15 protein-coding genes and 1 pseudogene are annotated in these 23,259 nt (G+C 70.6%); 3 read left to right on the top strand and 13 right to left on the bottom strand.

Features of this window, described 5'->3' with window-relative positions:
- Positions 1–234: 234 nt before the first annotated feature.
- From ACFXAZ_RS08580 to ACFXAZ_RS08555, 6 genes and pseudogenes are all read right to left on the bottom strand, one after another.
- Positions 235–1,119, bottom strand: coding sequence for a FadR/GntR family transcriptional regulator (locus ACFXAZ_RS08580; protein ID WP_384586695.1), 885 nt, complete (start codon positions 1,117–1,119; stop codon positions 235–237).
- A gap of 162 nt (positions 1,120–1,281) precedes the next feature.
- A complete protein-coding gene (locus ACFXAZ_RS08575; RefSeq protein WP_384586693.1) occupies positions 1,282–3,402 on the bottom strand; it encodes an ATP-binding cassette domain-containing protein in 2,121 nt (706 codons plus the stop codon).
- 109 nt (positions 3,403–3,511) lie between these two features.
- Positions 3,512–4,270 (bottom strand): NUDIX domain-containing protein, encoded by a 759-nt coding sequence (locus tag ACFXAZ_RS08570; protein ID WP_384586691.1) that lies wholly within the window; start codon positions 4,268–4,270, stop codon positions 3,512–3,514.
- A gap of 131 nt (positions 4,271–4,401) precedes the next feature.
- Positions 4,402–6,528 (bottom strand): annotated as a pseudogene (locus ACFXAZ_RS08565) (glycogen debranching N-terminal domain-containing protein).
- Between the two features lie 316 nt (positions 6,529–6,844).
- On the bottom strand, positions 6,845–8,560 hold the full coding sequence (locus tag ACFXAZ_RS08560; RefSeq protein WP_384586689.1) for a DUF4192 family protein: 1,716 nt from the start codon (positions 8,558–8,560) through the stop codon (positions 6,845–6,847).
- 397 nt (positions 8,561–8,957) lie between these two features.
- Positions 8,958–11,111, bottom strand: coding sequence for a DEAD/DEAH box helicase (locus ACFXAZ_RS08555; RefSeq protein ID WP_384586687.1), 2,154 nt, complete (start codon positions 11,109–11,111; stop codon positions 8,958–8,960).
- Positions 11,112–11,529: 418 nt separating this feature from the next.
- Here ACFXAZ_RS08555 and ACFXAZ_RS08550 point away from each other — a divergent pair, with 418 nt between their 5' ends.
- Positions 11,530–12,165 carry a hypothetical protein gene (locus ACFXAZ_RS08550; RefSeq protein WP_384586685.1) on the top strand — a complete coding sequence of 212 codons (636 nt, stop codon included), beginning with the start codon at positions 11,530–11,532 and terminating at the stop codon, positions 12,163–12,165.
- A gap of 319 nt (positions 12,166–12,484) precedes the next feature.
- Here ACFXAZ_RS08550 and ACFXAZ_RS08545 read toward each other — a convergent pair whose 3' ends face one another.
- From ACFXAZ_RS08545 to ACFXAZ_RS08525, 5 genes are all read right to left on the bottom strand, one after another.
- A complete protein-coding gene (locus ACFXAZ_RS08545; RefSeq protein WP_384586683.1) occupies positions 12,485–13,117 on the bottom strand; it encodes a hypothetical protein in 633 nt (210 codons plus the stop codon).
- A 68-nt stretch (positions 13,118–13,185) separates the two neighbouring features.
- Positions 13,186–13,887, bottom strand: coding sequence for a ribonuclease HII (locus tag ACFXAZ_RS08540; protein ID WP_384586681.1), 702 nt, complete (start codon positions 13,885–13,887; stop codon positions 13,186–13,188).
- Between the two features lie 862 nt (positions 13,888–14,749).
- The gene (locus tag ACFXAZ_RS08535; protein ID WP_384586679.1) at positions 14,750–15,655 is read right to left on the bottom strand and encodes an ADP-ribosylglycohydrolase family protein; all 906 of its coding nucleotides are present in this window, start codon (positions 15,653–15,655) and stop codon (positions 14,750–14,752) included.
- A gap of 12 nt (positions 15,656–15,667) precedes the next feature.
- Positions 15,668–16,327: a histidine phosphatase family protein gene (locus tag ACFXAZ_RS08530; protein WP_384586677.1), complete on the bottom strand. Its 660-nt coding sequence runs from the start codon at positions 16,325–16,327 to the stop codon at positions 15,668–15,670.
- A gap of 138 nt (positions 16,328–16,465) precedes the next feature.
- Positions 16,466–17,071, bottom strand: coding sequence for a YdbC family protein (locus tag ACFXAZ_RS08525; protein WP_382692445.1), 606 nt, complete (start codon positions 17,069–17,071; stop codon positions 16,466–16,468).
- A 149-nt stretch (positions 17,072–17,220) separates the two neighbouring features.
- On the opposite strand from ACFXAZ_RS08525, the gene ACFXAZ_RS08520 reads away from it, so the two are divergent.
- The gene (locus ACFXAZ_RS08520) at positions 17,221–17,754 is read left to right on the top strand and encodes a TerD family protein (RefSeq protein WP_384586675.1); all 534 of its coding nucleotides are present in this window, start codon (positions 17,221–17,223) and stop codon (positions 17,752–17,754) included.
- Positions 17,755–17,901: 147 nt separating this feature from the next.
- Here the strand turns inward: ACFXAZ_RS08520 and ACFXAZ_RS08515 are convergent, their stop codons facing one another.
- On the bottom strand, positions 17,902–20,787 hold the full coding sequence (locus ACFXAZ_RS08515; protein ID WP_384586673.1) for a vitamin B12-dependent ribonucleotide reductase: 2,886 nt from the start codon (positions 20,785–20,787) through the stop codon (positions 17,902–17,904).
- Between the two features lie 165 nt (positions 20,788–20,952).
- Positions 20,953–21,525: a transcriptional regulator NrdR gene (gene nrdR, locus ACFXAZ_RS08510; RefSeq protein WP_384586671.1), complete on the bottom strand. Its 573-nt coding sequence runs from the start codon at positions 21,523–21,525 to the stop codon at positions 20,953–20,955.
- Positions 21,526–22,123: 598 nt separating this feature from the next.
- Here nrdR and lexA point away from each other — a divergent pair.
- Positions 22,124–22,903 (top strand): transcriptional repressor LexA, encoded by a 780-nt coding sequence (gene lexA, locus ACFXAZ_RS08505; RefSeq protein ID WP_384586669.1) that lies wholly within the window; start codon positions 22,124–22,126, stop codon positions 22,901–22,903.
- Positions 22,904–23,259: the final 356 nt, after the last annotated feature.

The following is a 23,259-nucleotide window of genomic DNA, read 5'->3' as shown; positions in this document are numbered from 1 at the left end:
GCACCCCCCCCCCCCCCCCCCCCGAGCGCCGGCGCGCGACGCCCCCCGTCCCCCCCCCCGCCCCCGGGGCGCCGGCCCCCCCCCCGCCGCGGCGGAGCCCGCGCGGGCGCCCCCGGGAGCCGGCTTCCCGGCCGGGTGGTGCCTCAAGGAAGGGTCGGGCGGTACCACGAGGATCGGGCGATACCACGAGGAGATGAAGCGCACCTCCGGCCACGGCGTCCGCGCGGAGCCGCGTCAGTGCTCGCGCGGGGCGGGCACCACGCGCTCCACCTCGGGGTGGACGGTGAGCAGTTGACGCATGGCCGTCTCGGCGGCCGTACCGTCGCCCGTGGCGAGCGCCTCGGCGATCCTGGCGTGGTGCGCCAGCGAGGCCTCGTTGGGCCGCTCGCACCCGGCGATCGGGCCGCCGGACACCTGAAGGGCGGCGGACACGATCCCGGAGAGGTGCTCCAGCATGCGGTTGCCGGCGATCTGGATGAGCAGGGAGTGGAACTCGGAATCCGCGCGGGAGAACGTCAGCGCGTCGCCCTGTGCCAGCGCGTGGCCCATGATCTCGACCATGTCGCCGAGGCGCTGCTGCACGTCCTCCCGGCCGTGCCCGGCGGCCAGCCGCGCGGCGAGCGGCTCGATCGTCCAGCGCAGCTCGCTCAGCTCACGGCGCTGGTCGTCGCGCTGCGGTCCGAAGGCCCGCCATTCGATGATGTCGGGGTCCAGGAGGTTCCAGTCACTGACCGGGCGCACGCGCGTGCCGACGTTCGGCCGCGCGCTGACCAGGCCCTTGGCCTCAAGGACACGCAGGGACTCGCGGACCACGGTCCGGGAGACCTCAAAACGCTGGCCGATCTCCTCGGGCACGAGCGGGCGGTCGGCACCGAGGTCGCCGGAGACGATCATCTGGCCCAGTTGCTGGACGAGTTGGCCGTGGAGTCCACGTCCGCGGCTGCCCGCGGCACGCCGGCCCACCCGGCCCAGTTCGGGGTCCGCGCCCTCCCAGGCGGGGGCCACGACGCGGTCGGCGGCGGGAGCCTCCGCGAAGGGGTAGCGGTTGAGGTCGCCCGGACCGGAGAGAGAGTCGGCGGAACGGGCGGGGGTCATCATGGTGTGCGCAAGGGTACTCACGGATCCTTTGTCGGCGCTGTCCCCAACTCCCTTGAGGGCTTTGGTGAAAAGCACACGAAAGGGTGATCGCTCACCCCGTCGCAATTGACGCCTTATCGGAAAGAAATGGGCTTTCCGCGGGGAGTTGTGCGCATCCCGGTTCCGTACGGGCTCGCACGGTCGTCATCGGACCCGGCTGCGCACGCTCGTGAGCAGATACGCGCAGAGCAGCGCGGTGAGCGACAACGTCAGGGCACTGCCGACGGGTTGGGCGATCACCTTCGCCGCGGCGTCCAGATACCGCTCCCCGCCGAAGGGCCACTGCGCCAGGAGCACCTCGCGCACCCGCATCGGAAAGCCCGCCGCGGTTCGCACGGACGGTCCCTCCCAGACCTTCTGTACGAGGGGTACGACGACGACCGGCACCGCGACCACGGCCGCGAGCCCGGCGGTGGTGGACCGGAAAATGCCCGCGGCGAGCACCCCGGCCCAGGCGCACCCCACGACCAGCGCGAACCAGCTCGCGCCGAGCGACAGCCACCCCTCGGGAACCTGCGCGACCTCCCGTCCGTATACGAGATACAGCACTTCGGCGTCGCAGCCCACCGTGAGGGCGGCCAGGAACAGCGCGGTGGCGGCGGAGACGAGGAGCTTGGCCGTGAGCAGCCCCAGCCGGCGGGGCACGGTGCCGCGGTCCGCCGCCAGCGCGGGGTGGCGGAACTCGTCCCCGAAGGCCAGCGCACCGAGCAGCCCCGCACCGATCGCCGCGGGCGGCAACGGCAGCTCACGCGGCCAGGCGGCCAGCAGCCGGGCCTGCGGCGTGTGCCCGATCCGGGCCATGACCACGGCCGTCAGGGCGGAGACGACGAGCACGGCGCCGGCCGTGAGAAATCCCGTCCCGATTCCCGCCGCCCGACGCAGCTCGTAGCGCAGCGGACGCAACGGGCTGGGAGCGGGGCGGACCGAGATGGGCGGCGGGAGATCGGGGAGCGCGTCGTGGGAGCGGGGGGTGGTGGGGGTGGGGTGGGGTGTGGAGGGGAGGGGGTGGGGGGCGGGGCGGGAGGGGGGCGGGAGGGGGGAGGAGACCACGGGATCGACGCGACCTGTCGGCCGGGGAACTCCCGCGCCCTCGGTGCCGCCGGACGCCCTGCCTGGAGCCTGGGCACCGTGCGTCGGGAGCGCCCCGGTGTCAGAGATGTCGTGGTCATCGTGGCTCGGCACAGTCTCCCGGACCGCCGCGTCGCCTTCCCTGGCCGGCGCCGCTTCCTGGGCCGGTACAGCCCCTCGGGGCGTGGCGGTTGGGATCAGGTTGGAGACGCTTGCGGCCGGGGCGCCGGGCAGCTCCGACCCGCTGTGGATCTCCTCCCTACCCGATCGCCGCGAGTCCGTGCCGATACCCGCGCCGGTGTCAGAGCCGGCCCCGGCACCCGGCCCCATGTCGCCCACCTCGTCGGCGAGTTGGTGGACGAGGACGCTGTGGCGGAAGGCGGTCTCCCCGATGTCGGCGCAGGTGCTGCCGTACACGGAGAGCCGGTTGCCGTCTTCCCGTACCACCTCGACGGAGCGGTGGGCGGTCCGGGCCTCCTTGGTTAGGAGGGCGGCGAGACGGGTGGCGTGGGGGCTGCGGACGGCGACACGGGGGCGCAGCCGGGTGCGGGCGAAGTCGGCCGCCTCCTGGTCGGCGACGATCCGGCCCTGCTCCAGGGTGACGACCTGGTCCGCCGTGGCGGCGGCTTCCTTCGGGTCGGTCACGGTCAGCAGGACCGTGCCCCCCTGGCTCGCGTGCGCCCGCAGCGTGCCGTACAGCCAGTTGCTCTCGCGGGCGGAGAGCGCGTCGAAGGGTTCGTCCAGGACGAGGGTGTGCGGGTCGGGGAGGAGGGCGCAGGCCAGGCCGAGGCGGCGGTCCATGCCGCGCGCGAGGGTGCCGAGCCGTTCGTCGCGCAGGCTGACGAGGCCGACCACTTCCAGGACCTCGTCGGCCCGCCGGACCGGAACCCCCGCGGCGGCGCACAGCATCCGCAGATGGCCGCGCACGGTCCGGGCGGGGTGGCCGGGCACATCGCCGAGGAGTACGCCCACTTCACGCGAGGGATGGTCGATGCGATGCAGGGGGCGGCCTCGGAAGTAGGTGGCGCCACGGCCGTGTTGGAGTTCGAGCATCAGCCGGAGCACTGTCGTCTTGCCCACGCCCTCCCCTCCGAGCAGCGCGGTGACCCGGCCCGCCCGTGCCTCGAAGGAGACATCGTCGACGACGGGCGGAAGGCCCTTGCGGGGATTACTGGTCAGTCCGAACGCCTGGATCACTCGCAGCAAGATAGCGCGCTATGTCCGTTTTTTCGGGCAGTTCCGGCCAGGACGGCACGACTGGATCCGCTGTGTCAGGCAGGCGGGCATGCTCCGGGGCGCTGCCTTCTCATACCTCGGGGCGCAGCATCGGCGGGTTGAGCAGCGTGGCGCCACCGGCGCGGAACAACTGTGCCGGACGCCCGCCCTGGCGCGTGGTCGTGCCGCCCGTCGGGACCAGGAACCCGGGCGTGCCGGTCACCTTGCGGTGGAAGTTGCGCGGGTCAAGGGCCACACCCCACACGGCCTCGTACACCCGTCGCAGCTCACCCACGGTGAACTCGGTCGGGCAGAACGCCGTGGCCAGCGACGAGTACTCGATCTTCGACCGGGCCCGCTCGACCCCGTCCGAGAGGATCCGGGCGTGATCGAAGGCGAGCGGCGCGACGGGCTCGCCGTCCCGGCCATAGCCGCCCTGCTTCAGCAGTTCCTCGACCGGCGCCCAGCGCGCGTTGCTGGCGTCGCCGCCCGCGCGTGGTGCGGGCAGATCGGGGGCGAGGGCGAGGTGCGCGACGCTGACCACGCGCATTCGGGGATCCCGCTTGGGGTCGCCGTAGGTGGCGAGCTGTTCCAGGTGGGCGCCGTTGTCCGTGGCGGGAACCGCCGGGTCGTGCACACACAGCCCGGTCTCCTCCGACAGCTCGCGCGCCGCCGCCTGCGACAGATCCTCGTCGTCCCGTACGAAACCGCCAGGCAGCGCCCACCGCCCCTGGAACGGCGCCTCGCCCCTGCGCACCGCCAGCGCGCACAAAGCGTGACGACGCACGGTCAGGACGACCAGGTCCACGGTGACGGCAAAGGGCGGAAACGCTGACGGGTCGTAGGGCATGTCGTGATCATAGTCGTCTGCCTGACGATAAACACGCCCTTCGCCGGCCGCATCGCCGCCCGGGCCTGTTCCGCCCATTATGGCTCTCACCGGCCGCTCTTCGTCCCCGGATCGCGTCGGGCCATGGGGGATCACGCCCCCAGTTGGAGGCCGTCGGCCGCCGCTTCGAACATGACGAGACCGAGTCGACTGAGGCGCGCGGGGAAGGGCGCGGCTGGCCACGGTGAGGTCCGTGAGGCCGATCCCGCCGAGCGGCGCACGGCGCAGGGTTCTCAGCGGTGCCGGCCCGGCCAGTGCGTCGGGGCAGATCTCGGCGAGTGTGAATATCAGCAGGACCACGGCGGCTGCCGCCAGTAGGCCCCCCACCAGCGACGTCGCCTCCTTCTCGTACTCAGCGACCGCCGGGCCCGCCCCGGCGACCGCCGTCTGATGAACGCGTACGGCTCCGCTGCGGTGCCCGAACGGGTGGTGACCGGCCTCCTTCGCGCCCAGCCCCCGTAGTGCCCACTCGGAGTCCATGAGCGGACTGCCCAGGAACCGGGCAGCCTGTTCCGTCTGCACCTTGTCCAGCAGGCCGGGCGCCTGCGCTCCTCCGCCGAGCAGGCCGCTATCGAGCAGATGCGCGACTGTCGCACCTAGGTGCGGGGATGAGTCGTCCATCGGGTGCCCGCGCCACCCGCCGCCTAGGTCATCGATCCAGAATCCCTGGCGGAATGCCGTCCGCAGCCGCTGGGCCCACTGCCGCAGCTCATCCCCGCCGGGTCTGCCGTAGGCGTCGAGCAGGTTCGCGCCGAGCATTGCGGCCCGGTGGGCGTGGGCCTGCGTCTCGCAGCGGACCGGCCCACCGGGCTGCGGGTCGGGCACGTGGATGCCGTTGCCGACTGTGGTCCGCAGCCAGGTCAGACACCGCTCAGCTGGCGGCAGCAGTTCTTCGGTGTCCTGCTTGGGCAGTCCCCAGCGGCGGGCCTCTGCGAGCAAGGCGGGGAAGAGGAGCGTGGCTTCCGTGCCGGCGCAGACGGGCGGCAGGTGCCCGCCTGCGTCCCGCAGCAGGCCAGGGATCATGCCGGATCGCCGCCCCGGGCCGGTAGTTGGGTGCGTGCGAGGGCGCGGAGCGTGCCACAGCCAGCCGGGTGGCGAGCGGCTGGGCGCCGTTCTGGCGGCGTCCAGGGTCTCGGCCGGGGCCGGTCCGCCGCGCCAGGGTGCGCCTGTGTCGAGATAGCTGTCGGAGTCGAGATAGCTGTCGGAGGGGCGGTCGGAATCGCGCAGCGGGAGGGCTTCGAGGTCGTCCACGCTGGTTTCAGAAGCGGACCGACTCTCGGGGCGTCCCCCGCCACCCTCGCCGGGGCCAGTGGGCTCGTCGCCGCTCGCCCCACTGCCGGGACCGGCCCGGCGCCGTCCAGCGTCACGCGCTGTTCAACGGTCGCAACCCCACGGAGCGGTAGCTCGAACTCCCAACACAGCAGTCTCGCGGAGGCGAGCGCGTCGGTGGGCGACGGATCCTCCACCACCCAGGAGGTCCCGGTCGCGGACGACCAGCGCAGACCGGAGCCACGGACACCGGCGAGGAGTTCCGGTCCGGTCGTGCCAGACCCGATGGCTGCCAAGGTGGCCAGATCGGTCCCGAGCGCCACGTCGACGGGCAACCTCAGCGGGCGTGGGGCAGCGCTCCGCAGCGTGATCCGCTCTCTGCCGTCCGCGCGACAGACCCGTTCGACGATCACGTCCGGGTCCAAGTCCGGGTCCGGACCGGGCTCCGGCGAGGCGCGCAAGGTTCCCGCGAAGCGTGCGGTGTCGGCCGCGGTCATACGGGCCTGCACCGCGAGGGGCTCCCTCCCGGCCACCCGGACCTCACAGCGGGAGAACAAGCGTCGGCCTGTGCGGTAGAAGCCATCCAGGCCGTGCCCGATCAGTTGGCCGTGCTCCGTGGAGACCGCGAGGCCCGGGAGGCTGACACAGGTCAGGGTGCAGTGGGTGGGCGGCAGGCCGACGGAGCGGCGCGGGCGAGAGGTCGTGGCGGCCGGTGCCACCGCCGACGGAGCGGTCGCGGCCTGGCGTGGTTGTCCTGGGCGTGGCGGAGGGTGGTCATTTCCCGGAAGCGCAACGGGGACGCGGCCTCGGGGTGGTGCGGTGACGAGGCCGTCCCTGCGTCCGTACCTGCCTTCGGTGTGCGTGGAGGGTGAGTGGTCCGGGCTCAGGAGACTTGGGCGATCGGAGCTAGAGCGGTCGTCGGTGGCCGAGGGCGGGGTGGGCGGAGGCATGGGCGGCTTCTTCTGCGCTCGGCGCGCGTGGGGCGGGATGGGCAGGGCGGGCGGTACGGGCGAGTCGGGCGAGTGGGATGGACTCGGTGACCCTGGAGAACCGAGTGGGTTGGGCGGGCGGTGGCGGAGGGCCGCGCATCGGGGTCGGCAGTAGGGACGCACCGCGCGTCCGGGCGTTCCGCCACTCAGGTAATCGGGACGAGGCTTTCCCAGATCACGCCCACTACGGGTCGACGTGCCCGAGTGTCGGCGGAAAAACCGGCCAGCGACAACCCTCGGCATCACCCGACCGGTCACCCACCTCAGGAGAGCCCCCTCACTCCTCGGCATCAGAACCGCCGCTGCCAGGCTGGTCGCTGTCAGCGCCAGCGTGGATGCCTCCGACGGCCTCACCCGCCCTTGTGCGCAGCCGCGTCCGTGTCCTCGGGGCACCCGGACGGGTCCGGCTCAGGGACGCCGACGTCCGCCGCGCGTCGGCGCCTGGCGTACGGCCGTCCGGGCTTGCGGTGTGCGAGGGGCTGGTGCCACCGCCGACAGGTCGCGGGCGCCTCCGACGCTTGGAAAGGGCCACGTCGGGAGCCGCAGACGGGAGGGCGGAGGGCTCACCGGAATTCGCCGGAATCACGGTGAGACGGGGTGCTTCGGGGTCGGGAGCAGCCTCCTGCCGGGCCCACTCCGCATCACTGGCCGACTCATCCTCCGTACGTCCTGTGCGGCCGGTACGACCCGCTTCTCCCATCCCCTGTTCCACCCGCTCAGCCCGATCCACTCGCTCCGACCGCTCCGACCGCTCCGACCGAAGGCATCGCCGGATCGACTCCGGCTCCAGTCCCTCATTGACCGCCTGATGCAGAAGGCGGGCGAAGAGATAGTCGGTGTCGGCGCCCAGGGCCATGGCCAGCGCCTCGCGGGCCTCCAGGTCGTCGCCGGTCGACCACGCGACCCAGCCGGCGAGGGTGAGCGGTGCTGCGGCGTGTTCCGTGTAGGAGCCCACGCAGCGGCGGGCGAGGGCGCGCCAGAGCCGTAGGGCGGGTGCGGCCTCGTCGCCCTCCATCCACTCCGCCACACGGTCGCGTGTCGTGCGGTCCTGAATACCGAGGATCAGCGCGGCGGCCTCCTTGTGGGTGAGCTGTTCGTCGTCGTGCAGATCCGCCAGGAGCGTGCCCGACACCTTGGGCGCCGCGGTGAACCGGTGCATGACTCGCTCGGCCAGTTCCACGGTCTCCGCCGCCACACTCGCCCGGCTGGTGTCGTCGAGGATCCTGGGGACCAGGCACAGACCGGCCTTGTCCAGTTCCCTCTCCTGCTCCAGGGCGGCGGCCGTCTCCAGCGGCAGCAGCCTCGCCCGCAGCTCGCGCAGAGTGCCGCGGACCTGGAGTCCGGCGTACGTGGCCGCCGCGGCCAGTACCGAGGTGCCCGGCAGTCCCATGGCAACGCCGTCGGGCGGGCAGCAGTCGGGCCTGGAGCAGCAGTACGACCAGAAGCGGCCGTCGGAGACGCAGAGTGCCTCGATCACCGGTACGTCGAGGAGGCCGCACTCCACGCGTAGGTGCTGGGCCAGCTCGCGCAGCCTGTTCATCACGTCCTGGCCGGTCTCGCCCGGCGCCGGTTCCTGGCAGACATAGGCCACCATCTGCTCGGGCTGACGGCCTCGGCGCCGACTGCCCGTCACCAGGCCGTCCGCCAGTTGCTTGGCCGCGGAGGGCCAGTCCTGGGGGTTCGTCGGAATGCCGAGCCGTGCCCGCCCGCCGAGGCGTCCGCGCCCGTTCTTGTCGTACAGGGCGACGAGCACGATGCTGTCTTCGGGGCGGTAGCCGAGCAGGTAGGGCAGGGCGTCCGCCAGTTCGGCGGGTGTACGGAGAGTGACTTGCTGCGCGCCGCCGTGCCCGACGTACGCGGTGAGGTTGTCGCTGATGCCCTTGCCCTCGTCGATACCCTTGCTGTCGCTCGGGCCGTCCTTGATGTGGTCGTTGACCTGGCCGTTGACATCGCGGCTGTCGAAGGACCCCGTGGATTCGCTGTGGTTCGTCATGTCTCGACGATCTCGCGGATTCCAATACTCCGCTTGAGCCTGTGGATAACTTCGATCAGGGACACGTCACGGAGGGTCAATTCGTAGGTCTACTCCGGCCGTTCCACCACAACGCGAGCCGTCCCACGCTCACCACAGGAGAGAAACGCGGATGAGCACCCGAGACGGGTTCGTTTCAGATCCCTCAGCTATTCCCAGGGCCTCAGAATAGGCAACACCGTCTGATTGTCCAGCACGGCGGCTCTCGACAAGGACTTCCGTCATGTCGCGCGCGAGAACATGTACGTCACGGAAGTAGCCGCCTGCCGAGCCCTGCCGTAGACATCGGCGGCGGCGCGAACGGCTCCCAACCACGAACGGCTGCTCGCCACAAACGACCCGCCCCGCCGCAGCTGCCTCACCCCGCGGCAGCCAGCACCAGCGGAAGCACCTCCCCGCTCCCCGCCCGGCGCAGCAGGCGTGCGGCCACCGCCAGAGTCCACCCTGAGTCCGTGCGGTCGTCCACGAGCAGCACCGGTCCCGACGCGACCGTCAGGGCTCCGGACAGTTCCTCGGGGACCGTGAACGCCCCGGACAGCGCCCTCAGGCGTTGCGCGGAGTTGCTGCGACGTACCGAGTGTCCGTCCCCGGTGTACGTCAGGGTGCCCAGGAAGGGCAGGCGCCCGACGCTGGCGATTCCCTGGGCGAGCGAGGCGACCAGGAGCGGGCGCGTCACCGAGGGCATGGCGACCACGCCCACGGGCCGCGCGGCGGTGTCCGGTCCGCTCGTCGCCCAGCTGCCCGGGGAGCGTGCCCAGTCGGCCAGGACGGCCACAGCGGCCCGTAGGACGTCGTCGGGAACCGGTCCGTCGGGCGCGTTCTCCGCGAGCAGCGGGCGCAGTCGGTTGCCCCAGCCGATGTCCGAGAGCCTCCCCAGGGCGCGACCGGTGGAGCACTGCTCCTTGGCCGGGATACGGCCCTTGAGGTCGATACCCAGCGCGGGCATCCCGGTCGGCCACATCCGGCGTGGTTCGACCTCCACGCCCGGCCGGTCCAGCTCCTTCTCCGCCCCCGTCAGCGCCTCGGTGGAGACCGAGGACGTGATCCAGATCCCCGCGCAGTTGTCGCAACGGCCGCACGGTGTGGCCTCAGGGTCGTCCAGTTGCCGGCGCAGGAACTCCATACGGCACTGGTCGGTCCGCACGTACTCGCGCATGGCTTCCTGCTCGGCCGACCGCTGCCGGGCCACCCGCGCGTATCGCTCGGCGTCGTAGTGCCAGGGCTCGCCCGTGGAGGTCCAGCCACCCTTGACCCGTCGGACCGCCCCGTCGACGTCGAGCACCTTGAGCATGGTCTCCAGCCGGGTCCGCCGGAGGTCCACCGTGGCTTCCAGGGCGGGGACGGACAGGGGTCGTCCCGCGTCGGCGAGGGTGGAGAGGGTCTGGCGCACCTGTGTCTCGCGCGGGAACGCCGTATCGGCGAAGTAGCGCCAGATCGCCTCGTCCTCCTTGCCCGGGAGCATCAGGACATCGGCGTGTCGTACACCTCGCCCGGCGCGCCCCACCTGCTGGTAGTAGGCGATCGGCGAGGACGGTGAGCCGAGATGGACCACGAAGCCCAGGTCGGGCTTGTCGAACCCCATGCCGAGCGCCGAGGTGGCGACCAGGGCCTTGACCCGGTTCGCCAGCAGGTCGGCCTCGGCCTGGAGGCGGTCCGCGTTCTCCGTACGGCCCGTGTACGACGCCACCGGGAAGCCGCGCTGCCGCAGGAATGCCGTGGCCTCCTCGGCCGCCGCGACCGTCAAGGCGTAGATGATCCCGGAACCCGGAAGCTCGTCCAGATGTTCGGCCAGCCACGCCAGCCGGTGGGCCGCGTCCGGCAGCTGGATCACGCCGAGGCGCAGGCTCTCCCGCTCCAGTGAGCCGCGCAGCACCAGGGCCTCACCGGCGCCGGTCCCCAGTTGCTCGGCCACATCCGCGGTCACGCGCGCGTTGGCGGTCGCCGTGGTGGCCAGTACGGGGATGCCCGGGGCCAGGTCGGCGAGCATGGCGCGCAGCCTGCGGTAGTCGGGGCGGAAGTCGTGGCCCCAGTCGGAGATGCAGTGCGCCTCGTCGACCACCAGCAGACCGGTCGTGGCAGCGAGCTTGGGCAGCGTCTGCTCGCGGAAATCGACGGAATTGAGACGCTCGGGGCTGACGAGGAGGACATCGGTCTCGCCGCGCGCGACCTCGTCGTGGATCGCGTCCCACTCCTCCGGGTTGGCCGAGTTGATGGTGCGCGCGCGGATGCCCGCCCGCGCGGCGGACTCCACCTGGTTGCGCATCAGCGCCAGCAGGGGCGAGACGATCACCGTGGGACCGGAGCCACGCCGGCGCAGCAATGCGGTGGCCACGAAGTACACCGCCGACTTGCCCCAGCCGGTGCGCTGCACCACCAGCGCGCGTCGGCGGTCCTGTACGAGAGCGGCCACCGCACGCCACTGGTCCTCCCGCAACCGCGCCGGCCCTCCCGGGTCACCCACCAGCTCGGCGAGGATGGCATCGGCTTCCGCACGCAGGTCCTGATCGTCCATGTCTCCATGCAACCCGATGGGTCTGACAATCGGCCACTTCCCGGCCCGGACGGCGGCACCGTCCTCGGGTGGGCGTGTCGCGATTGGTCCTTGCGGTCAAGGGCTGAACGGGCGAAACCATGACAGGGCGGCGCGCCCCGCGGTAGCACCCGGAAACACGCGTGACCTGTGGGAGGCCCCGGTAGTGTGCCCCCGCACCAGGCGTCATCTGGTGACACAGTGGGCAGGGATATAAGCCACGCAGCAGCAGATACGGGTCGGTGACCCCATTTACTCGTTGCCGCATCCCAGTTCGACAGGAAGAATTGAGGTTCGCTCCCCGCACGGCCCGGCCATGGTCCGGAAGGGCTCCGCTGCGGTGTGCGCTCCCCCGACCAGACCCCGCCCGCAGTGCGGGCGCCTAGCCGAAGGGAGGATCGTGACCTTCGGATTCGCTCCGTCCTCCGCAGCATCTACGTCGTCCTCGGCCCACCTGTCCGCCGCCTCCACCACCCCCTTGGCCCGTACGCTCGAACCGGCTGAGTGGGCAGCCGCGGGCATCCCCCTCCTGCGCAATCCGAGGGAGGTCGTCAGCGGACTGTACGCCCGGCACCGGCCCCTGCCGCTCACGGCTGTCGTGGCGGTGCTCGATCCCGACGAGCGACTGCTGGCCAGCGCGTCCTTCAAGCGACGATCGGCCCCGGCGGACGGCTGGATGCTGCGCAACGCCCTGCTCTCCCAACTGCGCCGGGTCATCCCGCACGACCTGCGCCGCCGCACTCCGGTGCGCACGGCGGTGCTGATCTACTGCCGGGAGGGCGACGCTCGTTGGACGGAGGAGGACGGCGCGTGGATGTGGGGCCTGCGGGACGCCTGCACGCTGCACGGGCTGCGCTGCGGGGCGTACATCACGCTGACCCGGGACGGCTGGCAGGTACTCGGTGAGGGCCGCGGTGGACGCCGGCCCAGTATCGGGTCGGTTCCCGAGCCTTTCGCCACCGCCGAGGCGCCGCCTCCGCTGCCGCGCACCGGGGGCGCCGCGTCGGACATCCTCAGCCGCGTCGCGGCCCGCTGAGGACCGGCCGACCGCACGGCTTCCCTGCCCTCGCCGCAGCTCTGCCCGTCGGGATGCCCGGACGGCGGCCCCTCTGTCCGGACAGGCGAATGCCCGGACACACGAACCCCCGCACGGTCACTCAACGGAGCACCGGCTGGCCGAATCTCCGGATCACGGGACAGACCAGTACGGGCACCGGTCCATGCCTGCGGACGGGCACAGCGAAGCACCGGCCTGTCGTGCCCCGTCAGGGCAAAAGCCGGTGCGTCCTCCGTGCACATGCCACCGTGGCGGCGGTGGTCGCCCCGTCGTGGTCCTCGGCGGACACCGGGCCGGGCTAGACGCCCGCGCCCAGCACCGTGTTGATCTTCTTGGGGTCACCGCAGACGATCAGCAGGGCACCCGCCCGGCTGAGTGCCAGCGGCAGCGCTGCGGCGGCCGTGGCGTCGGAACCGCCATTGACGGCGACCACGACAACGGGACGGGAAGCGGCACGGCTCGCCATGGCGGCGTCGGTGTAGAAGACGTCGTCGCGCGCGTCGTGCTGCGCCCAGTAGGAGGCTTCTCCGAAGGACAGCTCGTGCGCTGCCCACGGGTGTTGCTCGCCGGTGGTGATGACGAGTACGTCATGGGGGGCGCGGCCCGATTCCAGCAGCAGGTCCACGGCCTCCTCGGCGGCGTCGAGGGCGCCTTCGACCGAGGCCGGGATCAGCTGGATCTGCGGGGCCGCCGAGGTCGGGGCGGGAGCAGCGGGGCCCGACGGTGCGGGCTGGGCCGGAGCCACGTCACGCGACGCGCGTTGCACGGGCGGTGCCGGCCGGAGCGGGCCGGGACGACCGGGACGCGACGGAGCCGCGGGGCGGGGTCCGGGTACGGGACGGGGGGTCGGCGCGGTACGGCCGCTGGCCGGGGTGGCGCGGGGACCCTGGGCACTCTCGTGAATCTGAGGCTCCTCGGGGATGAGAGGCATGAGCTGATGTTAATCAAACATTGGTACGGCACATACGGGCGGGTGGCACATACGTGCGAGCGGAAACGTCAGAAATCGAAGCCGAGCTGACCCTCGATCTCCGGAACGCTTCCCTCCGCCCAACTGCGGGCTTTCTTGAGGTGCCGCCACTGGGGCAGCGCATCAAGATACGCCCACGACAACCGGTGGTACGGGGTGGGTCCCCGCTCCTCCAGTGCGGCCTTGTGCACAGGTGCGGGATACCCGGCATTGTCCGCAAAACCGAAGTCTGCATGGTCGATACCCAGTTCGGCCATCATTTTGTCGCGCTGAACCTTGGCGATCACCGAGGCCGCCGCGACGGCCACGCACGACCGGTCCCCCTTGATCACCGTACGCACTTGCCACGGCGTCCCGAGGTAGTCGTGCTTGCCGTCGAGTATCACGGCGTCGGGTCGGACCGGCAGCGTCTCCAGCGCGCGCACGGCGGCCAGGCGCAACGCGGCCGTCATGCCCATCTGGTCGATCTCGTCGGAGGAAGCGTGCCCGAGGGCGTAGGCCTTCACCCACGTCCGCAACTCTTCGGCGAGTTCCGTACGGCGCTTGACGGTGAGCAGCTTGGAGTCGGTGAGACCTTCGGGGGGCCGGCGCAGTCCGGTGATCGCCGCGCAGACGGTGACGGGTCCGGCCCAAGCGCCCCGGCCCACCTCGTCGACACCGGCAATGATCTTCGCTCCGGTCGTGGCGCGGAGGGAGCGCTCGACGGTGTGGGTAGGCGGTTCGTACGGCATGGCGCCCTTAGCCTACGCCGCCCGGATCCCCCAGTGACACCCCGCCTCCCGGAGTGGCCCACCCGGCAGGTGGGAGCCGGTCCCGCCGGCTGTCCGGTCGGGGCACGGACATCCTCAACTCGTCGGCCGACTCCTCACTGTTGAGGCCCTTCCATTCGCTCAGACAAACCTCTGAGCGGCACATCACCGTCGCCGACCCGGCGCCGAGGACACCACTGTCTGCGTCGCCGGGCCGCGCCCATCCACGGTCTCTTCCAGTACCGAAGACCCCCTCCGGCAGTTTGGCAGTGGGCCCGATCACTCCGCCGAGGATCAGGCCGCGCAAGCGCTCGGCCCGCATCGGATCGCATTCGTGAAGCACCGCGCGGAGGGCGGATCCGGACCGTGAGGACTTCGCGGCGCACGCCCCGCGGCCCGGCTACTACAGGAGAGCGCCGCGCACGCTCCCGAGGTCGGGAGTCTCGTCGCAACGGGAGAACCCCGCCCGGAGGACGTCGGCGCCGCGCAGTGGTGGCCAGCATCTCCGGGGTGCGCCCACCGCCCACCGGCCAGCCGTGCGCCCGCCACCAAGTCGCAGCCCACACCACGCTCACCACCACCGGGAGCAGGCCCAAGCCGCCCCAGTACACCAACACACGCACCATGATCACCCCCGCGTCCCTACGACCCTCCACCTTCACACTCGCCCCGGAGTGGCTGTAGTGGGAACGACCGACCGAACACGGAGAGTTCCCGTCGAGCACAGAGAGTTTCCACGGATGCGCCAGAGGCAGGCAGAGAGACGAGTCCATGGCCGAGCGGCCACGCCCCACCGCCGGGAAAGCCCACCGGCCTGCGGACGGAGCCCGTAGGCCCTCTCGGACTAGGAAACCCCCGCCATCCAGCCGGGCAACGCCTCCACCCGCTCGCTCCAGGCGGTCGGCGGTGTCCCCGCCTGGTCCGAGGCGAGTACCCCGCCCACGATGGCGCAGGTCGTGTCGATATCGCCGCCGACCTGCGCGGTCGTCCAGAACGCCCGCTCGTAGTCGCCGAGGGAGCGTGCGGCGGACCAGAGAGCGAAGGGCACGGTGTCATGGGCGGTCGTACGCCGTCCGCAGCCGAGCACCGCGGCGACCGTGGCGGCGTCGTCGTAGTCGAGCAGGTCGCGGGCCCGGCGCAGTCCGGCGCCGACCGCGCTTCTGGGGATCAGGGCGATGACGCCGTCCAGGAGCTCCTCGGGGCTGGGCGGTCCGCTGGGGGATCCGGCGAGCGCGGCTGCCGCGGCGACGGCCATGGCGCCGACCACGGCTTCACGATGCTGGTGGGTCGGGTAGGCGGAGATCTCCGCCTGGTGAGTGGCCTGCTCGGGGTCATCGGCGTACCAGGCGCCCAGCGGTGCGATCCGCATCGCCGCGCCGTTGCCCCAGGATCCCTGCCCGCCGAACAGAGCGGCGGAGAGTTCGCGCCAGTCGCCGCCTTCCCTGACCAGGCGCAGCAGCCGGTTCACGGCGGGGCCGTAGCCGCGGTCGAAGTCGTGGCGCTCGGCGAAGGACACGGCCAGCACGTCCTGGTCGATACGGCGGTGCGTGGCGAGGACCGTGACGACGGAGCAAGCCATCTCCGTGTCGTCGGTCCATTGCCAGGTGCCGGCGGGCAGCTCGCGGCGCTTGAGCAGCGGGTGGTTCACCGGGACGAAGAACTGTGAGCCCAGCGCGTCCCCCACGGCAAGTCCGCGCAGGCTGGCCAGGGCGCGCTCCAGGCGCCGGTCGGGGGAGGAGTCAGCGGTCATCGCCTTGCCACTCTATCCAGTGATTCCATAGGGCTCCGGATCGCGCCAGCGTTCGAATGGCCGGTCCAGTGTGTACCTGCCGTCTTCGCCGAGAACGAGCATCCGCACCTCGCCGTTCCCCGGGTTCGACAGCGACTCGAATTCCGCGACCGTCCAGTGGAACCAGCGCATGCAGAACAGCCGCATGGCCAGTCCATGGGTCACCAGGAGCACGTTCGGCGGATGGTCGGGGGCCTCGAAGCTGCGGTAGAGGCTCTCCAGGAAGCCACCGACCCGGTCGTACACGTCGGCGCCACTCTCGCCCTGGGCGAAGCGGTAGAAGAAGTGCCCGTACGCGTCCCGGTACGTCTTCTGGAGGCGTACGTCGTCGCGGTCCTGCCAGTTGCCCCAGTCCTGTTCGCGGAGCCGTGGCTCCTCACGCGCGCGTATCAGTTCGGGGTCGAGGTGGAAGGCGCGCAGCGTCTCGTGGGTGCGGCGGTACGGGGAGACGTACACGCTCACGCGCTCGCGGCCGAACAGTTCGCGCAGCCGTTTACCGGTGTCCTCGGCCTGCCGCCAGCCCCGTACGGTCAGGGCGAGCGCGTGGTCGGGCTCGCGCTCGTACACGCTGTCATCAACATTGCCCGTTGACTCCCCGTGGCGGACAAGGACGATGCGCCGTGGTCGTACCATGCCAAAACCCTAGATCGGTCGAGGCCGTACCGAGCAGTCGTACGGGCTCCATACGGCGTAGGTCACACATTTCCTGCACCACAGGCCACACGCGGCGCACGATCCATGCGGACGACGGCCCGCGCGGTGCGTCTTGCGTCACACCGTCCAGGACGGCTCCATCTCCACGAGGTCTCCCGTGAGCGCGGCCACGTCCGCCTCGGTCTGGGCGCGCAGGGCGAGCCGTTCCACCCGCTCCGTGCGGTACTTGCCGTGCTCGGCGGCCGACTGCCACATGGAGAGCACCAGGAACTCGTGCCCGGGTGCCTCCCCGAACATGCCGCGGATCATCCCGGGCGAGCCCGCCATGGCGGGGTTCCAGACTTTCTCCTGCATGAGGGTGAAGTTCTCGACGCGCTCCTCATGGATGCGACAGAGTGCGACGCGGATCAGGTCCGCGTCCGTGAAGCGGGGCTCGAAGCCGGTCTTCACGTCGAAGCGGTGGTCGAACAGCCTGACCTGGGCGTCCTTGAAGGTGCCCGACTGGGTCGCGGCGAGCCGGTCGTGGGAGCGGGCCATGAAGGAGTCGTAGAAGGCGCGGGATTCCCAGAACGCGAAGATGTGCGCGACCGAGGGCCGCCCTCGGCTCCAGCCGCCTCCCTGCCCCCGGAAACCCGGCTCTCCCGGAAGCCCCGCCCACTTTCGCTGCCCCCGCTCGAACCCCCGGCGGTCGGTCACGGTGCAGCGAATCCACTTGACCAGCACCGCGCCATCGTACGGCCCAGGGCGTGTCGTCGGTCACGATCCGGGGGAGTGCACGCGCGCGTGCTGATGCCTTCGCGTGGCAGGATGGACAACCGGCCCTGCCCACGGGGCAGTTCGGGGTGGATACGTACGGGGAAGGGGCACAGCCGGTGAACGCACTCACCAAGGGCATCCGCAAGGCCGAGATCGCGGTCAAGTGGGATCCGAGTCCGTCGGGGCAACCGCCGACCGATCTGGACCTGGTGGCCGCGACGTATCTCGCGAGTGATCCACAGGGCGAGCCCGCCTATGTCGTGCATTTCGACAAGCGCTCCCCCGACGGCACCATCATCCTCAACCGGGACAGCAAGGACGGCAAGGGCTTCGGCTGGGACGAGGTCCTGACGGTGGAGTTCGAGCGGCTGGATCCGCGCTACGCGCGCGTGGTGGTGGGTGTCGTCATCCAGCAGCGCCCTGACCGCCGGACCTTCGTCAGTGTCGGCAACCCGAAGCTGCGCATCCGGGAGGGCTACACCGACCTGGCCGCCGATGACTTCGGCGGCGTGCTCGGTGCCACCGCGGCGACGGTCGGACTGTTCCTGCGCAACGACGCGGGAACCTGGGACTTCCACCCGGGCGTTCATGGATACGAGGACGACCCCGCGACCTTCACCCGCTCCATGGGCACCACGGCCGGCTCCTGATCCGCAGAGGCACTCCCCGCACGGAGAGGAGTGCGTGCCGGACGTGATCCGCAAGAGGGGCGCCAGCGCGATGCTGACGCCCCTCCTCACGGATCACCTGTCAGGTGCGCGTGCGCCGAGCGGGGTGCCCGGCTCGATGCCCCGATATCAGCTGCAACCGCTGGTCGACCCGCATCCCTCGCAGATGTAGCAGGAACCGGCCCGCTGCATCTTCGTGCCGCAGGAGAAGCACAGGGGGGCGTCGGCCTGGATGCCCAGTTGCATCTCGACCAGTTCCGCGCTGGTGTGGGCCTGCTGCGGGGCGGGCTTGGCCACCTCGATGTCGGGCTTCGGAGTGGCGACGGCCTTGAGTTCCTGGGCGCGGGGCGCCGACTGGGCGAGGCCCTCGACGTCGAGTTCGTCGTCCAGGGGCTCGTACGAGCCGGTCTCCAGGTGGCGCTGACGCTCGTCGGCGGAGTGGATGCCGAGGGCGGAGCGGGTCTCGAAGGGCAGGAAGTCGAGCGCCAGACGGCGGAAGATGTAGTCGACGATCGACTGGGCCATGCGGACATCGGGGTCGTCCGTCATACCGGCCGGCTCGAAGCGCATGTTGGTGAACTTCGAGACGTACGTCTCCAGCGGCACCCCGTACTGGAGGCCCACCGAGACGGCGATCGAGAAGGCGTCCATCATGCCCGCGAGGGTCGAGCCCTGCTTGGACATCTTCAGGAAGACCTCGCCGAGACCGTCGTCCGGGTAGGAGTTGGCGGTCATGTAGCCCTCGGCGCCGCCGACCGTGAAGGACGTCGTGATGCCGGGGCGGCCCTTGGGGAGGCGCTTGCGGACCGGGCGGTACTCGACGACCTTCTCGACCTGGGGCTGCGCCGCGGTCTGCTGGGCGGCCTTCGCCTCCGGCTCCTTCTTCTTGGCGGAGAGCGGCTGGCCGACCTTGCAGTTGTCGCGGTAGATGGCGAGCGCCTTGATGCCCATCTTCCAGGCCTCGAAGTAGATCTCCTCGACCTCCTCGACGGTCGCCGTCTCCGGCATGTTGACCGTCTTGGACAGGGCGCCGGAGATCCACGGCTGGATGGCCGCCATCATGCGGACATGACCCATCGGGGAAATGGAACGCTCGCCCATGGCGCAGTCGAAGACCGCGTAGTGCTCGGTCTTCAGGCCGGGGGCGTCGATCACAATGCCGTTCTCGGCGATGTGATCGACGATCGCCTCGATCTGCTCCTCCTGGTAGCCCAGGCGGCGCAGGGCCTGCGGGACGGTGCCGTTGACGATCTGCATCGAGCCGCCGCCGACCAGCTTCTTGAACTTGACCAGGGCGAGATCGGGCTCCAGGCCGGTGGTGTCGCAGGACATCGCCAGGCCGATGGTGCCGGTCGGGGCGATGACGGACGCCTGGGCGTTACGGAAACCGTTCTTCTCGCCTAGGCGCTGGACGTCCTGCCAGGCCTCAGTGGCAGCGGCCCAGACCGGCGTGTCGAGGTCGTCCCCGCGGACGGCCTTGCCGTTGGCGTCGGCGTGCTGCTTCATGACCCGGTTGTGGGCGTCGGCGTTGCGCGCGTACCCGTCGTACGGTCCGACGACCGCGGCGAGCTCGGCGGAGCGCCGATATGCGGTGCCGGTCATCAGGGAGGTGATGGCTCCGGCGAGGGCACGGCCGCCGTCGGAGTCGTACGCGTGGCCGGTCGCCATCAGCAGGGCGCCGAGGTTGGCGTAGCCGATGCCGAGCTGGCGGAAGGCGCGGGTGTTCTCGTCGATCTTCTGGGTCGGGAAGTCGGCGAAGCAGATGGAGATGTCCATCGCCGTGATGACCAGTTCGACGACCTTGGTGAAGCGCTCGGCCTCGAAGGACTGGTGGCCCTGGCTGTCGTCCTTCAGGAACTTCATCAGGTTCAGCGAGGCCAGGTTGCAGGACGTGTTGTCCAGGTGCATGTACTCGCTGCACGGGTTCGAGCCGTTGATGCGGCCGGACTCCGGACAGGTGTGCCAGTGGTTGATGGTGTCGTCGTACTGGATGCCCGGGTCGGCGCACGCCCAGGCGGCCTCGGCCATCTTGCGGAAGAGGGTCTTGGCCTCGACCTTCTCGATGACCTCGCCGGTCATGCGGGCGCGCAGGCCGAACTGCTCGCCGTTCTCGACGGCCTTCATGAACTCGTCGTTCACGCGGACCGAGTTGTTGGCGTTCTGGTACTGGACGGACGTGATGTCGTCGCCGCCCAGGTCCATGTCGAAGCCCGCGTCGCGCAGGGCGCGGATCTTCTCCTCTTCCTTGACCTTGGTCTCGATGAAGTCCTCGATGTCGGGGTGGTCGACGTCGAGGATGACCATCTTGGCGGCGCGGCGGGTGGCGCCACCGGACTTGATCGTTCCTGCGGACGCGTCGGCGCCGCGCATGAAGGAGACCGGGCCGGAGGCGTTGCCACCGGAGGACAGCAGTTCCTTGGAGGAACGGATCCGGGAGAGGTTCAGGCCGGCGCCGGAGCCGCCCTTGAAGATCATGCCCTCTTCCTTGTACCAGTCGAGAATCGACTCCATGGAGTCGTCGACCGACAGGATGAAGCAGGCGGAGACCTGCTGCGGCTGGGGCGTGCCCACGTTGAACCACACGGGGCTGTTGAAGCTGAAGATCTGGTGCAGGAGGGCGTACGCCAGCTCGTGCTCGAAGATCTCGGCGTCGGCGGGCGAGGCGAAGTACTTGTAGTCCTCGCCGGCCTTCCGGTACGTCTTCACGATGCGGTCGATCAGCTGCCTGAGGCTGGTCTCACGCTGCGGGGTGCCCACGGCACCCCGGAAGTACTTGCTGGTGACGATGTTGACCGCGTTCACCGACCAGGAGTCGGGGAACTCGACGCCGCGCTGCTCGAAGTTGACCGAACCGTCGCGCCAATTGGTCATGACGACGTCACGGCGCTCCCAGACCACCTCGTCATACGGGTGCACGCCGGGGGTGGTGTGGATGCGCTCGACACGCAGCCCCTTGCTGGCCTTGGTGCCCTTGACGCGGGAACCTCGTGCCGGACCGCTCGCCGTCTCTGTCATGCCGCCTCCCTGTACGGGCGAAAACGCCCTGAAGTGCCCCGATGTTCCCGTGACACGTTGTTCTGTGTGGTATTGCGGATGCCCTCATGCCCGGTCCGCAACAAGTTTTCGATCGCCGACGTCCGGCCGGTCCCGGCATCCGCCGTCCGGTCCTGGCGCCTGGGTTCAGTCGGCGGCGTGGGCGGGCTCGGGGACCTGGGTGGTCCTGCCGGGCCCGCGATTGTCTTCTCGGCTCCCCGCGACAGTGCCTTCACCGTTCTCACCGTCCGCGCGGGCCTCGTCGTCCGCGGGCTGTTCGGTCTCCCTGAGCTCCGTGATGGCCGTCTCGAAGTCTTCGAGCGAGTCGAAGGCCCGGTAGACGGAGGCGAAGCGCAGATAGGCGACGAGATCGAGCTCCTGCAAGGGGCCGAGTATGGCCAGACCCACGTCGTGGGTGGTCAGCTCGGCGCTCCCGGTGGCCCGCACCGCCTCCTCGACCCGCTGGCCGAGCTGGGCGAGTGCGTCCTCGGTGACAGGCCGCCCCTGGCATGCCTTGCGCACACCATTGATGACCTTGGTACGGCTGAAGGGCTCGGTGACTCCGGACCGCTTGACCACCATGAGCGAGCACGACTCCACGGTCGTGAAACGACGGGTGCAGCCGGGGCACTGGCGGCGCCTGCGGATCGACGTACCGTCGTCGGTCGTACGGCTGTCGACGACACGGCTGTCGGAGTGCCTGCAGAAGGGGCAGTGCATGATCTCCCAACCCTCCTCACAGCAGACTCAATGACCTCAGGAGGCCACTCGGGCCCCTCGAAGCAGTCACCAGCATAGGCGATCTCCGGAGCCCTGGAGACCCGGGGGACCACAACTTCTGGGCCGCTGATGCAATCCAACCACTAGATGTGGGGATTGACTCATACATACACGCCGAACCGCGTGTCGCGCGCCTACTGGTGCATGCCGTGCGACGGCACCGTCCGGGCAGGCGCCCGCGCACCGCCCGGCAGTGGGCTCACGGCGGACACACCCGCGCAGCGCCGTACCCCTGGGAGGCATGGGGGGATACCGTGGGCGCCACAGGGAGGTGGCGTGGGACTCTCGCGCGAGTGGAACCCCATGCCCTGTTGACAGGACGCCGACTGGCAGACTGGGGCGACCCCACAAGGGCCGCGCCCCGGCGGTGAACAGTACAACAATGCGCCCGTTTGCCTGCCGCCGAATGCGCCAGCCATACACCCCGAGACAAGACCGCGAAAGCCTGATCGCGGTTTTTCACTCGAACGTGTGTTTGGCGCAACCTTTCGAAAGCAACTACCGTTGTCCAGCAGGGAGACCATCGAGAGGGGCCGACGTGACCACCACCGCAGACAGTGCCACCATCACTGCCCAGGACCGCTCCCAGGGCCGACTGGAGCCGGTGCACGCTATGAACGAAGCCGCGAGCCCAGAGGCGCACAAGCGTTCCCTACCGGGCCGACCTCCAGGCATCCGGGCGGACAGCTCCGGGCTGACCGACCGGCAGCGCCGGGTGATCGAGGTCATTCGCGACTCGGTGCAGCGTCGCGGCTACCCGCCGTCGATGCGGGAGATCGGCCAGGCGGTCGGCCTGTCCAGCACCTCGTCCGTGGCACACCAGCTGATGGCACTGGAACGCAAGGGCTTCCTGCGCCGCGACCCGCACCGCCCGCGCGCGTACGAGGTCCGAGGCTCAGACCAGGCCTCGTCCGTACAGCCCACGGACACCGCGGGCAAGCCGGCCGCGTCCTACGTCCCGCTGGTCGGCCGGATCGCCGCCGGTGGCCCGATCCTCGCCGAGGAGTCGGTCGAGGACGTGTTCCCGCTTCCCCGGCAGCTCGTCGGCGACGGTGAACTGTTCGTGCTGAAGGTCGTCGGTGACTCCATGATCGAGGCCGCGATCTGCGACGGCGACTGGGTGACCGTCCGCCGTCAGCCGGTCGCCGAGAACGGGGACATCGTCGCCGCGATGCTCGACGGCGAGGCGACCGTCAAGCGCTTCAAGCGCGAGGACGGCCATGTATGGCTGCTGCCGCACAACGCCGCGTACGAGCCGATCCCCGGCGACGACGCGACCATCCTCGGCAAGGTCGTCGCCGTACTGCGCCGCGTCTGACCAGCACGGCGAGCGGGCACGTCACCCCGCTTCCCTGACCGGGCCCCGGAACCCCTGCGCCGGTTCCGGGGCCCTGTGCTGTCCGCTCCGCGGCGGAGTGATGCCGTTCGCTATAGGGGGCTTCGAGCTTCCAGGGCGGGTTGCACCCCCATCCAGGTCCGGCCCGCACCGGTCGGCGCCCGATTCCGGTGAGGGCTCACCGGTCGGTACAGAACCGTAGGTCTGTCCGGCTGGAGTGACCGATATCAGTCGCTTTCCGTGACTGTCCCGGTGCCGGGTTTATTTTGCGGCCGGGCGGGCCCGGGGTCCGACAAACAGCCCCCACACCACACAGAGAGAGCGGCCCCCCCAGACAG

This window comes from Streptomyces sp. NPDC059477 (assembly GCF_042749375.1).
Classification (GTDB): Bacteria; Actinomycetota; Actinomycetes; order Streptomycetales; family Streptomycetaceae; genus Streptomyces.
The sequence above is the reverse complement of the archived record's forward strand: the minus strand, read 5'-3'. Positions and strand labels throughout refer to the sequence as shown.